This is a genomic window from Enterococcus sp. AMC1623, from assembly GCF_058216495.1.
Genome location: NZ_CM177096.1, coordinates 1,020,709 through 1,033,725, shown reverse-complemented (window position 1 = coordinate 1,033,725; position 13,017 = coordinate 1,020,709). Strand labels below are relative to the sequence as shown.

General features: G+C 36.5%; 12 protein-coding genes. All 12 read left to right on the top strand.

The features are described 5' to 3' along the window. The first annotated feature begins 40 nt into the window (after positions 1-40). Positions 41-2,206 carry a Tex family protein gene (locus tag AC4BC7_RS05165; RefSeq protein WP_207940816.1) on the top strand — a complete coding sequence of 722 codons (2,166 nt, stop codon included), beginning with the start codon at positions 41-43 and terminating at the stop codon, positions 2,204-2,206. After that, positions 2,203-2,664, top strand: coding sequence for a SprT family protein (locus AC4BC7_RS05160; protein WP_207940815.1), 462 nt, complete (start codon positions 2,203-2,205; stop codon positions 2,662-2,664). The genes AC4BC7_RS05165 and AC4BC7_RS05160 overlap by 4 nt, the downstream gene beginning before the upstream one ends. Before the next feature lie 150 nt (positions 2,665-2,814). Next, complete coding sequence (gene murC / locus AC4BC7_RS05155; protein WP_207940814.1) at positions 2,815-4,152, top strand: UDP-N-acetylmuramate--L-alanine ligase; 1,338 nt, start codon at positions 2,815-2,817, stop codon at positions 4,150-4,152. 119 nt (positions 4,153-4,271) lie between these two features. Continuing rightward, the gene (locus AC4BC7_RS05150) at positions 4,272-4,739 is read left to right on the top strand and encodes a MaoC family dehydratase (RefSeq protein WP_207940813.1); all 468 of its coding nucleotides are present in this window, start codon (positions 4,272-4,274) and stop codon (positions 4,737-4,739) included. Further along, the gene (locus AC4BC7_RS05145) at positions 4,732-5,415 is read left to right on the top strand and encodes a Bax inhibitor-1/YccA family protein (RefSeq protein ID WP_207940812.1); all 684 of its coding nucleotides are present in this window, start codon (positions 4,732-4,734) and stop codon (positions 5,413-5,415) included. The genes AC4BC7_RS05150 and AC4BC7_RS05145 overlap by 8 nt, the downstream gene beginning before the upstream one ends. 114 nt (positions 5,416-5,529) lie before the next feature. Beyond that, entirely contained in the window at positions 5,530-8,172 is a 2,643-nt protein-coding gene (gene polA, locus AC4BC7_RS05140; protein WP_207940811.1) for a DNA polymerase I, read from the top strand. Positions 8,173-8,186: 14 nt separating this feature from the next. Next, entirely contained in the window at positions 8,187-9,020 is an 834-nt protein-coding gene (mutM, locus tag AC4BC7_RS05135; RefSeq protein WP_207940810.1) for a DNA-formamidopyrimidine glycosylase, read from the top strand. A gap of 6 nt (positions 9,021-9,026) precedes the next feature. Continuing rightward, on the top strand, positions 9,027-9,620 hold the full coding sequence (coaE, locus tag AC4BC7_RS05130) for a dephospho-CoA kinase (protein ID WP_207940809.1): 594 nt from the start codon (positions 9,027-9,029) through the stop codon (positions 9,618-9,620). 143 nt (positions 9,621-9,763) lie between these two features. Then, positions 9,764-10,234: a transcriptional regulator NrdR gene (gene nrdR / locus AC4BC7_RS05125; protein WP_207940808.1), complete on the top strand. Its 471-nt coding sequence runs from the start codon at positions 9,764-9,766 to the stop codon at positions 10,232-10,234. An 18-nt stretch (positions 10,235-10,252) separates the two neighbouring features. Then, positions 10,253-11,635, top strand: coding sequence for a DnaD domain protein (locus AC4BC7_RS05120; protein WP_207940807.1), 1,383 nt, complete (start codon positions 10,253-10,255; stop codon positions 11,633-11,635). Next, a complete protein-coding gene (dnaI, locus tag AC4BC7_RS05115; protein WP_207941461.1) occupies positions 11,635-12,561 on the top strand; it encodes a primosomal protein DnaI in 927 nt (308 codons plus the stop codon). Before AC4BC7_RS05120 ends, dnaI begins: the two co-directional genes overlap by 1 nt. 12 nt (positions 12,562-12,573) lie before the next feature. Next, a complete protein-coding gene (locus AC4BC7_RS05110) occupies positions 12,574-12,993 on the top strand; it encodes a hypothetical protein (RefSeq protein ID WP_207940806.1) in 420 nt (139 codons plus the stop codon). The last annotated feature ends 24 nt before the right edge of the window (positions 12,994-13,017 follow it).

Genomic DNA, 13,017 nt, shown 5'->3' with positions numbered 1-13,017 from the left:
GTTAAACTTAAGAAGATGTTTGAGGAAAGGAATTTAACAAATGAACGATAAAATTATTCAGTTATTGCAAAAAGAACTTACGCAATATCGTGGAAACCAACTAACAAAAGTGTTGGAATTATTAGGAGAAGGAAATACTGTTCCTTTTATTGCTCGTTATCGGAAAGAAATGACTGGCGGATTGGATGAAGTGCAAATTCGTGAGATTGAAGAACGATATACGTATTTAGAAAATTTAGAAAAACGTAAAGAAGAAGTGTTGCGTTTAATTGATGAACAAGAAAAATTAACACCTGAATTAAAAAATTCTATTTTAGTGGCAACAAAGATGCAACAAGTAGAGGATTTATATCGTCCCTATAAACAAAAACGTCGAACAAAAGCTACGATTGCAAAAGAAAATGGTTTAGAACCCCTTGCAACATGGTTATTAGCTTTTCCTAAAGAAGATGTCTATCAAAAAGCACAGAGTTTTGTGAATGAAGCAATTGAAACATCTGAAGAAGCGTTACAAGGTGCCCATGAAATTTTAGCAGAACAATTTGGTGATTCTGCGACATTTCGTACATGGATTCGTAGTTATCTTTTTAATAAAGGAAGCTACGTCAGTAAGGTCAAAGATGCAGATAAAGATGAAAAAGGCGTTTACGAAATGTACTATGATTTTTCTGAACCGATTAATAAAATTGTCTCTCATCGTATCTTAGCCACAAATCGTGGTGAAAAAGAGGACATCTTGAAAGTTTCTCTAGAAGTGGATGAAACGAAAATTTTTGATTATTTTAACCGACAATTAATTCAACAACCACAGTCAACAGCCGCGCCTTTTATTATTGAAGCCTATCAAGACGCGTATAAACGCTTTATTGGTCCAGCAATTGAACGCGAAATTCGCAATGAATTAACTGAAAAAGCAGATGAGCAAGCGATTGCGATTTTTGGTGAGAATTTACGCAATCTATTATTACAACCGCCCTTAAAGGGAAAAGTAGTATTGGGATTTGACCCAGCGTATCGTACAGGATGTAAATTAGCAGTAGTTGATGCAACAGGTAAGCTTTTAGCGATTGAAGTTATCTACCCACATAAACCGGCGGCACCAAATAAACGTCAAGCGGCAGGACCAGCATTGAAGAACTTAATTGAAACTCATCAAGTAGATATGGTTGCCATTGGGAATGGAACCGCTAGTCGCGAATCAGAACAATTTGTTGCGGAACAATTAAAAGACATTGCACGCGAAGTCTTTTATGTGATTGTCAATGAGGCCGGAGCTTCAGTATATTCTGCGAGTGATACTGCTCGTCAAGAATTCCCAGAATTACCAGTAGAAGAGCGTAGCGCAATTAGTATCGCTCGTCGTTTACAAGACCCACTAGCCGAATTAGTGAAGATTGAGCCAAAAGCAGTCGGTGTGGGTCAATATCAGCACGATGTTTCTCAAAAGCGTTTAGGAGAACAATTGGATTTTGTGGTAGAAACCGTAGTAAACCAAGTCGGTGTAGATGTGAATACCGCAAGTCCTCAACTTTTACAACATGTTTCTGGGTTGAATAAGACGACAGCTCAAAATATCGTTAAGTACCGTGAAGAAAACGGTGCTTTTGTGCAACGAAACCAATTAAAAAAAGTTCCACGTTTAGGACCTAAAGCATATGAACAAGCAATTGGATTTTTACGTATTCCAGGTGGAAAAAATATTTTAGATAATACAGGCATTCACCCAGAGAGCTACGCTGTTGCCAAAGATATTTTAGCGTTAGTCGATCTTTCATCAGAGCAATTAGGAACAGAGTCTGCGAAAGAAGCGTTAGCTCAATTGAATGTGATCCAAACTGCGAACGAGTTAACCGTGGGCAACGAAACTGTTTTAGATATTATCAAAGCCTTACTTCAACCAGGAAGAGACATGCGTGATGAAATGCCTGCGCCTCTTTTACGTAAAGATGTGCTTTCCATGGAAGACCTGAAAACAGGAATGGAGTTAAAAGGTACAGTACGTAATGTTATTGATTTTGGTGCCTTTGTTGATATTGGTGTGAAACAAGATGGTTTGGTTCATATTTCTAAATTAAGTAAAACTTTTGTTAAACATCCCAAAGATATTGTATCTGTGGGTGATGTGGTTACGGTTTGGATTGATCAAGTCGATGTCAATAAAGGGCGAATCAGCTTAACCATGCTTGATCCTGGATCGTCTAAATGACACCATTTGAATTGCAAGAATTGGTTGAAAAAATATCGCTTGAATTTTTTGATAAACCTTTTCAACATAAGGCTGTATTTAATGCGCGTCTAAAAACAACAGGTGGTCGGTATCATTTGAATGATCATCACTTAGATTTTAATCCTAAGATGTTAACACAGGGAATGGAAGTATTTATCGGAATTATCAAACATGAGCTTTGTCATTATCATCTACATTTAGCAGGTAAAGGTTATCAGCATAAAGATTGGGAATTTAAAGAATTACTTACTCAAACAGGTGGACTTAGGTTTGCGCCCAGTCCACCTCGAGAAGTAAAAGTTTTGATTTATCAATGCCAAAACTGTGAGAAATGTGTCCAACGACGTCAAAGAATTAATACGGAACGCTACGTGTGTGGCGCTTGTCGTGGGAAGCTCCAATACTTAGATACAACAATTATTTCTTTGGGAAAATGATGAGAGAAAATTAAATCTTGACTATGATAAGTTAAAACTCGTTGCTATTTTCGAAGTTTTGTAAGATAATGTATCCCAGTTAAATATACTTATTAGACGATAAATGAATCTTTATATAGAGAATGTTTTGAGAAAAGAGGACAACAAATTATGACGAATCAAGATAAAAAAATCTATCATTTTGTAGGAATCAAAGGCTCAGGTATGAGCTCTTTAGCACTTGTTTTACATGAAAAAGGGTTGCAAGTACAAGGGTCTGACGTAGAAGAATACTTTTTCACACAACGTGAATTAGAACGTGCGGGTGTTCCTTTATATACGTTTGATGCTGAGAATATTCATGATGGTTTAACAGTCATTGCTGGTAATGCGTTCACAGATGCTCATGAAGAATTAGTGCGTGCACGTGAATTAGGTCTAGAAGTGATTCGTTACCATGATTTTATTAGTAACTTTATTCAACAATTTACAAGTATTGCCGTAACTGGTTCCCATGGAAAAACAAGTACGACAGGATTATTAGCTCACGTATTAACTGGTATTCGTCCAACAAGCTATTTAATTGGTGATGGAACAGGTCATGGTGACCCAAATGCTGAATTATTTGCTTTTGAAGCATGTGAGTATCGTCGTCATTTCTTAGCATACTCACCGGATTATGCAATTATGACAAATATTGATTTTGACCATCCTGATTATTACACAAGTATTGAAGATGTTTTCTCAGCATTTCAAACAATGGCTCATCAAGTGAAAAAAGGAATTTTAGCTTTTGGTGATGATGAGTATTTACGTAAATTAGAAGCAGATGTTCCCATCTATTACTATGGGGTAAATGAAAACGATGATATTCAAGCAAGAAATATTATTCGTACAACAGAAGGTTCTGAATTTGATGTGTATTTCCAAGGTGAATTTATCGGCCACTTTGCTTTGCCAGCTTTTGGTCAACACAATATCAACAATGCGTTGGGTGTGATTGCAACGGCACATTTAGAAGGCTTTAACATGGAGAAAGTTGCCCAAGAAATGTTAACATTTAAAGGGGTAAAACGTCGCTTCAGTGAAAAAATTGTGGCAGATATGACTATCGTTGATGACTATGCACATCATCCAGCCGAAATCAAAGCAACGATTGATGGCGCACGTCAAAAATATCCAGATAAAGAAATTATTGCAGTCTTCCAACCACACACATTCACTCGAACGATTGCATTGATGGACGAATTTGCAGAAGCGTTAGATTTATCAGATAAAGTGTATTTATGTGATATTTTCGGTTCAGCACGTGAAACGCAAGGCGATGTGAAAATTGAAGATTTAGGAGCAAAAATTTCAAAAGGTGGACAAGTTATCAAAGAAGATAATGTGTCGCCATTATTAGATCACGAAAATGCGGTGATCATCTTTATGGGCGCAGGCGATGTTCAAAAATTTGAACAAGCTTATGAAAAATTATTAAGCGGAACAACACGTAACGTATTATAAAAACAAGACGGATGGTAGCTTAGCTATCATTCGTTTTTTTAGAAGTAACGACGCTTGCACTTTTCTGTGCATTTGATAAAATAAGAGAAACTATATATTTTATTTGGAGGTCTGCTATTTTGGATATAGGTAAGCCAAGAAAACTAGGAAAAACCATTGATGAAATTGAGGAGGGTGAATCGTTATCCGTTACAGAATCGATTGAAGATAATCAGCTGTTGTTGTATTTAGGATTAACGAATGATGCTAATCCATTATATATTCAACATGATTATGCACGACAAACAGCGTATGAACGCCCAATTGTTCCGTCAATTATGTTGATGGGGATTGTAACGAGTGCCATTTCAAAACATTTGCCTGGACCAGGGTCACATGTGGTTAATTTTTCTGTGAACTTCGTGGAACCTGTCTACCATTATGAAACATTGACATTTGAATTTGAAGTTATCAAAGTTGATAAAATGAAGGATGTCATTACTATTTCTGTGGAAGCAGTGAATACAGAAAACGATCGCGTATTGGATGCGGTTGTGATGGTTCAACCACCAATTTTAATTGACGAAAGCGAGGAAACAAATGAATAATCATCAAGTTATTGAAGATACATCTGGATTAAATAAATTTTATGCAAAGGTTTATGGAATCTTCGGTTTAGGTCTAGGTATCAGTGCTTTAGCTGCTTTTTTAGGTGGAAGTATTTTTTTAAAACAAACATTAGCGTTTATTCAAAACTTCCCATTAGGCTTAACAGGGATTTGGATTGCTGAAATCATCTTAGTAATTGTATTAAGTGCCAAAGCACAAAAAAATCCATCGTTAACACTGGCAGGATTTATTGTCTATTCCTTACTAAATGGATTAGTTTTATCTATTACTATTTTAGCTTATGGTGTAGAAAATGCAGCAAGAGCTTTTGTTGTAGCTACTATTACATTCCTAGTAATGGCACTGTATGGTGCCTTTACGAAACGTGATTTAAGTGGTATTGGTCGTGCGGGAATTGGTTTACTATTTGGGGTAATCATTGCGACAGTTGTAAACATGTTTTTACAAAGTTCAGGTGTCGATTATTTCTTATCCTATGTTACGGTGTTAATCTTTGTTGGCTTAACAGCCTATGATAATCAACGTATCCGTCACGTCTATTTTGCTTCACAAGGACAAGAGAATTTAGGTTTAGCTGCTTTCATGGCATTGCAACTTTATTTAGACTTTATCAACTTGTTCTTATCACTATTACGAATCTTTTCAAGAGACTAATCAAGCAAACGAACATTGGCAAACCAATGTTCGTTTTTTTGTACTTAAATAATCGCATTCCTTAGATTTCTTTGTTAAAATAAAGAAGAATGTTTCAAGTGAGGAGCCAAAAAAATGACAAAAAATAAATTATTATTAGTGGATGGCAACAGCGTCGCGTTTCGTGCGTTTTTTGCGCTACATAATTCGCTAGAACGCTTTAAAAACAACAATGGATTACACACCAACGCGATTTATGCCTTCAACAATATGTTTGAAAATGTAATGGCTAAAGAGCAGCCAACGCATGTCTTGGTTGCATTTGATGCGGGTAACACTACTTTTCGTAATGCGATGTATGAAGAATACAAAGGTGGGCGTGCAAAAACGCCAGGTGAATTCAAAGAACAGATGCCGTATATTCGTGAATTGATTACAGGCTTGGGTGTCAAGCACTACGAATTGGATAACTATGAAGCCGATGATATTATAGGAACCTTAGCTAATCGTGTGGATGAAGAACAATTTGACGTGGTAATTTTAACAGGTGACCGTGATTTAACCCAATTAGCCACTGAACATATAAAAATCGATATTACAGTAAAAGGCGTCAGTGATCTTGAATCTTATACACCTGAACATATTGCAGAAAAATATGATGGTTTAAAACCTTTACAAATCATCGATATGAAAGGTCTAGCTGGTGATGCCTCGGATAACATTCCTGGAGTGACCAAAATCGGTGAAAAAACTGCAATTAAATTGCTAAAACAATATGAGTCAGTAGAAGGCATTTATGAACATATTGATGAAATGAAAAAAAGCAAAATGAAAGAGAATTTAATCAATGATCGTGAGTTAGCTTTTCTTTCAAAACAATTAGCAACCATCAATACCGATGCCCCTGTTGAGGTGAACGTTGATTCCTTAAAATATGAAGGCAAAGATTTAGATAAATTAGTGCCCTTTTATAAAGAAATGAATTTTAAAACTTTCTTAGAACGTTTAAATATCGTTGATGACCAAGAGATGGATGATATTTTATTTGAAGTGGTAGAAGAAACGACTCCTGAAATGTTTACCTCAGAATCAGCGCTATACGTTGAAATGCTAGGGGATAACTACCACATTGAAGATATTGTGGGGATTGCTTGGGGAACGAAGAAAAAAATCTATGTTGCCAATAACGAAGCTGTATTTGAAGATGCTGCATTCCAAGAATGGCTATTTGACGAAACGAAAAAGAAAAAAGTCTATGATGCCAAGCGTACCCAAGTCGCTTTAAATCGTTATATTGGCTGTCCAAAAGGCTTGTCTTATGATGTTTTATTAGCCGCTTATTTATTAGATACCAATGATAATAGTAATGATATTGCAGCTGTTGCGGCTCATTATGGATATACAGAAATTCAATCAGATGATGTGATTTATGGAAGAGGAGCTAAAAAAGGTCTGCCAGAAGAGGAAGAAGTCTTTTTTGCGCATTTAGCTCGTAAAATTGTTGCGATTGAATGGTTAAGTGAGAAACTAGTTGAAGAGTTGGAAGAAAAAGGGCAAACGCAACTCTTTTATGAGATGGAATTTCCTTTATCGAATATCTTAGCAGAAATGGAAATGACAGGGATCAAAGTGGATGGACAACGTTTGAATCAGATGAAAGGTGAATTTGCTGAACGCTTACAAGAAATTGAACAAAAAATTTATGCACAAGCAGGCGAAGAATTTAATCTGAATTCACCAAAACAGTTAGGCGTTATCCTATTTGAAAAAATGGGTCTACCTGTCATTAAAAAAACAAAAACAGGCTATTCCACAGCGGTTGATGTTTTAGAACAGCTAAAAGAACAAGCTCCTATTGTCGAAGATATTTTAGTTTATCGCCAAATTTCGAAGATTCAGTCAACCTATGTTGAAGGATTATTGAAAATGATTCAAAGCGATGGAAAAATTCATACACGTTATGTACAAACGTTGACACAAACAGGACGTCTAAGCTCAGTCGATCCAAACTTACAAAATATTCCTATTCGTTTAGAAGAAGGTCGTAAGATTCGTGAAGCATTTGTACCAAGAAAAGAAGATTGGGTAATTTATTCTTCCGACTATTCCCAAATTGAACTACGTGTGTTGGCTCATATTTCAGATGACGAGCATTTAAAAGCGGCCTTTTTAGAAGGACAAGATATCCATTCAAGTACAGCGATGCGCGTTTTTGGCATTGAAAAAGCTGAAGACGTCACTCCCAATATGCGTCGCCAAGCCAAAGCAGTTAATTTTGGAATTGTTTATGGCATTTCTGATTATGGATTATCACAAAACTTGGGCATTACTCGAAAAGCTGCTCAACAATATATTGACACTTATTTCGAACGTTATCCAGGTGTGAAAAAATACATGGAGACAGTAGTTCGTGAAGCTAAAGACACCGGCTATGTAGAAACCTTGTATCATCGTCGTCGGTATTTACCAGATATTAATTCACGTAATTTTAATTTACGTTCATTTGCAGAAAGAACGGCCATTAATTCACCAATTCAAGGAAGTGCCGCCGATATTTTAAAAATTGCGATGATTGATTTGAATCGTCGGATGAAAGAAGAAAAATTAGAAGCAGCGATGCTTTTACAAGTACATGATGAATTGGTTTTTGAAGTTCCAGAATATGAGTTAGAAAAATTAAATCAACTTGTAAAAGAAGTGATGGAGACAGCTGTTTCCTTACATGTACCATTAATCACTGACAGCAGTTGGGGAAAAACATGGTATGAAGCAAAATAAAGAGGTGAAAAGCTTTGCCAGAATTGCCAGAAGTAGAAACTGTTCGCAAAGGGCTATTGCATTTAGTTAAGGGAAAAACGATTGAATCTGTCGAAGTTCGCTGGCCACGAATTATTGAATCGCCCGAGATAGAAACTTTCCAAAGAAATTTGGTTAATCAGACGATTGAAGATATTCAGCGTCGAGGGAAATTTTTAATTTTTAAATTCACGAATTTTGATATGATCTCACATTTGCGTATGGAAGGTAAATATGAATTTGACCCTGATATGCAAGATATGCTTGATAAGCATACACATGTCATCTTTAATTTTACGGACCATTCTCGCCTTTTTTATAATGATGTGCGTAAATTTGGACGAATGGTTTTGGTGCCTAAAGATGAGAGTAGCCAATACAAAGGAATTAAACAATTAGGTCCAGAACCTCAACCAGATGTCTTTTATTTGGAAACTTTTCAAGAAAAATTAAAACGATCGGCTAAAGCGATTAAGCCACTTTTATTAGATCAAAAACTAGTCACCGGTTTAGGAAATATTTATGTAGACGAAGCACTATGGGAAGCCCAAATACATCCTGAAACGCCAGCAAATGCATTAAACGAAAGTGAAACAACCCGCTTGCATCAAGCGATTATCGATGTCTTAGCTAGAGCTGTGGAAGCAGGGGGAACGACGATTCGTTCTTACGCTAACGCACTAGGAGAAGCAGGCACTTTTCAAGTATCACTAAATGCTTATGGGCAAACGGATTTACCTTGTCCACGTTGTCAAACACCGATTGTTAAAACAAAAGTCGCCCAACGTGGCACCCATTATTGTCCAACTTGTCAGAAGCGGAAAGGATGAGTGCTGATGGGCATGGTTTTAGGTCTTACAGGCGGTATTGCTACAGGAAAAAGTACCGTTGTGAACATCTTTCGTGCATATGGCTTTCCGATTGTGGATGGGGATGTGATTGCACGAGAGATTGTTGAACCCAAACAAGCAGGTCTACAAGCGATTGTCTCCGTCTTTGGAGAGGATATTTTGTTAGACAATGGTCAGTTAGACCGTAAAAAATTAGGTAATATTATTTTTTCTGATGAAGAAAAACGTCGCCAATTAGATGCGTTATTAGATCCTATTTTACGACAAACAATTACTCAACGTATCCGTGGATATCGAGAGGAACCCTTAGTAATTGCAGATATTCCGCTATTATTTGAAGCCCATTATGAAGATGAAATGGATCAGGTTGCCGTGGTTTATGTTCCTGAAGCTGTTCAATTAGAACGTTTAATAAGACGAGATGACTTAACAAAAGCACAGGCGTTGCAACGAATAGCTAGTCAACTATCAATTGAAGAGAAAAAGCAACGGGCGGATATTGTGTTTGATAACCAAAATTCACTGGAAGAAACAAAAAAGAAAGTTAAAAACTGGTTAAAAGCACAAAAATTTATTTAAAAAGATTAAAAACTCTAGAGTTTTCTAGAGTTTTTTCTTGTCTATTCTGTCAGAAGAACTGATAAACGTGTTATAATATAGAAAGAAATTTAATTTATTCATTCAGTAAATTTAAAATAAATAAAGATAAATGGGGTGGAAATATGCACTGTCCAAAATGTCATCATAATAATTCTCGTGTTATTGATAGCCGTCAAGCCGATGACGGTCGTGCGATTCGCCGTAGACGCGAATGTGAAAACTGCGGCTTTCGTTTTACAACGTTTGAACGATTAGAAGAAACACCTCTGTTAGTCATTAAGAAAAATGGCGCGCGTGAAGAATTTAATCGTGAAAAAGTATTACGTGGTTTAATTCGTTCTGCTGAAAAACGTCCAGTAGCGATGGAGCAAATGGAACAAATTGTCGATCATGTAGAAGCTAGAATTCGTGAGCGAGGCGAAAATGAAATACCTTCAACTTTAATTGGTGAGTATGTTATGGAAGAATTAGTCAATTTAGACGAGATTGCTTATATTCGCTTTGCAAGTGTCTATCGTCAATTTAAAGACATGTCGGTATTCTTAAAGGAACTACAAGACATTGTTGATAAAGCAAAAGAAGCAAATAAGTAATTTAAAGGAGGGGCTTTTGTGAAGACCGCTTGGGATGAAGTCCAACCAAATCATATTTATCAAGTGTTCAAGAGCCTGCCTTTAACAAAAGAAGGCAATGATGGTTTATTATACCTCTACCAACCAATTATTGGTGCACAAGCTTTGGCTCTGTATTATGCATTATTGGGTGATGAGGAAGATTCGTTTGAAAATGACTTTGCGCACATTGATATGTTACATGCATTAAATATCGGTTTGCCAGATTTTTTACATGCTCGTAAACAATTAGAAGGTATGGGATTGCTTTCTGTTTTTATGAAAGAAGATGTAGAGTTTGGTCGAATGTTTTTATATCGCTTAGAAGAACCATTACATCCAGAAGTGTTTTTTAAAGATGAAACATATAGTTTTTTGCTATGGAGTGCAATTGGGGAGCGAAAATTTAATCAAATGGTTGAACGTTTTAAGCCTAAAAAGCTCGATGTCTCTAACTATCAAGAAATTACGTGTCGCTTTAAAGATGTGTATGGCTCAATTAACGAAGAATCATTTATGCGCAAATCATCAAAATTAGAACAAGTGGCACAAGTCTATGATGTGAATAAAAACAATGGTATTCAGCTTGATGCTTCTCAAATTGATTGGGACTTTTTACTTAACTTAGCTGAGAAAAAATATATTTCACGTACAAACTTTACGACATCCTTTAATCATCAATTAGTTCTTTACCAAAATCTCTATGGCTTTGATGAGATGGAATTAGTTGACTTGATGACGGAAGCAGTATCTTTTATTGACGGTAAAGTGAATGAAAAAGAGCTTGCTAAGGTTGTAGCACGTCATACAAAGCAAATACCACAAAAAAAGACAGGGATTTATGTTTCAAAAGATGCTGAAACTCGTCGCTTCAATACATTGCGTCAGTCGGGATTTTCTGAACAAGATATCGGTTTAATTCAGATGAGTGAAGCGACAGCACCAGCTGATTTTTTACAAGCAATCAAGCAAGAAAAGCATAGTTTTGTAGCGGATTCAGAAAGCTGGTTGTTGAAATCATTGATTGAGAAAAGTCCGCTAGCCAATAGCGTCATCAATGTTTTGATGCATTATGTGCTAGTGGTACAAAACAATAGTTCATTACAAGCGAGCTTTGTTAATCGAATTGCAACCAATTGGTCCGAAATGGGAATTAAAAGTCCTGAAGAGGCAATTAAACATGTTCGACAACTGGTTAAAGAATCTAAAGAAGCCAAAGAAAAACGAGAAACCCAACGAACCAATTACCGCAAACCGATTCGTAAAGAAACATTACCTGACTGGGTTGATAATCCAGTTGAAGAAGTGGAAGATTCCGAAAAACAAGCAGCAATTAATCAACGATTGCAAGAATATTTACAACGCAAAGAAGGTGAAAAATGATGGAAGATGTAGGTAAAAACTTAAATCGTCTATTAGATCAAAAAAATTATCGGACACGCTTTGAAGAAATGATGCAAGAAGTTTTACAAGACGTCGATGTGCGTAATTTTTTAGATCTGCATAAAAATCGTTTAACCCAACAAGATATTGAGCGTAGTTATGCAAAACTTTATGAGTTTGTTCAAGAAAAACGTAAATTTGAGTTAAATGATCCAGCCCAAATTGCACCGGGATATGAGCCTCAGTTGATGTTAAATTTTCATTCAGTCGATGTGACGTATATCCCAACTGAAGAATTATTAGCTAGAAGACATCAAGAAGAAGTGCGTAACCGCGTGCAAGCGTTGAATATGCCAAAAGACATCCAAGAAGCTCGTATTGCTACCTATGAAGGAACTGCTGGACGTGGTGAAGCATTAATGGCAGCAATTGATTTTATTGAAGCGTACAAAGAAGAACCAAAAAATTTTCATAAGGGCTTGTACTTAGCCGGCAGTTTTGGTATTGGCAAAACCTATCTTCTAGGGGCAATTGCTCGTGATTTAGCAGAAGCAGGTTTTTCATCGACGCTGTTACATTTCCCTTCATTTGCTGTTGAAATGAAACAAGCAATTGGTAAAGATCAAGTCGCTGAAAAAATGGAAGCTATCAAAAAAGCGCCGATTTTAATGTTAGATGATATTGGTGCGGATGCCATGAGTAGCTGGATTCGGGATGAAGTATTTGGTGTGATTTTGCAATATCGGATGCAGGAACAACTCCCAACGTTTTTCACCTCTAACTTTACCATGTTAGAATTGGAAAAACATCTGTCTGTTACGCAACGTGGTGAAGAAGAACCATTAAAAGCTAAACGTATTATGGAACGTATTCGCTACTTGACCAAAGAGGTTAGCATGAGTGGGCGTAATCGACGAAATCAATAGAGGTGAAACCAAATGAAGAACTGGCTACTAGGTAGTCTTTTAGGATTAAGTTTAGTCTTTGTGGCAGGCTGTGGTACTCAAAATGCTACACCTGAAACAAAAGAAAGTACTGAGAGTAGTGAAATAATGGAATCACGAACTATTTTTACAGGAACATTGACAGAGCATCTTGAAGAATCAGCAATGGAAGATGACAGTGTCTTATTGTTTTTAGAAAATGTGGAATCAATTGAAGACCCTGAAAATATTGTTGACATTTTTATTCAGCATGGGGTCGGTATCAATGTGAAAACCAAAGATATTGCTTATTGGCGGGCGTGGCGCAAAGGAAGTAAAGTAGAAGTAACCTTAAAGGGACTTCCAGCAACCACAGCGTCAATTCCACCACAAGTTGCTGGAAATGCAATTGAAAATATTACCTTATTACCATAAATATTGAGTATTCTCTTGAATATG

Bases quoted from the DNA above. Each gene is read 5' to 3' on its own strand.
- AC4BC7_RS05165 (WP_207940816.1), top strand. From the start codon at position 41: ATGAACGATAAAATTATTCAGTTATTGCAAAAAGAACTTACGCAATAT.
- AC4BC7_RS05160 (WP_207940815.1), top strand. From the start codon at position 2,203: ATGACACCATTTGAATTGCAAGAATTGGTTGAAAAAATATCGCTTGAA.
- murC (WP_207940814.1), top strand. From the start codon at position 2,815: ATGACGAATCAAGATAAAAAAATCTATCATTTTGTAGGAATCAAAGGC.
- AC4BC7_RS05145 (WP_207940812.1), top strand. From the start codon at position 4,732: ATGAATAATCATCAAGTTATTGAAGATACATCTGGATTAAATAAATTT.
- polA (WP_207940811.1), top strand. From the start codon at position 5,530: ATGACAAAAAATAAATTATTATTAGTGGATGGCAACAGCGTCGCGTTT.
- coaE (WP_207940809.1), top strand. From the start codon at position 9,027: ATGGGCATGGTTTTAGGTCTTACAGGCGGTATTGCTACAGGAAAAAGT.
- nrdR (WP_207940808.1), top strand. From the start codon at position 9,764: ATGCACTGTCCAAAATGTCATCATAATAATTCTCGTGTTATTGATAGC.
- dnaI (WP_207941461.1), top strand. From the start codon at position 11,635: ATGGAAGATGTAGGTAAAAACTTAAATCGTCTATTAGATCAAAAAAAT.
- AC4BC7_RS05110 (WP_207940806.1), top strand. From the start codon at position 12,574: ATGAAGAACTGGCTACTAGGTAGTCTTTTAGGATTAAGTTTAGTCTTT.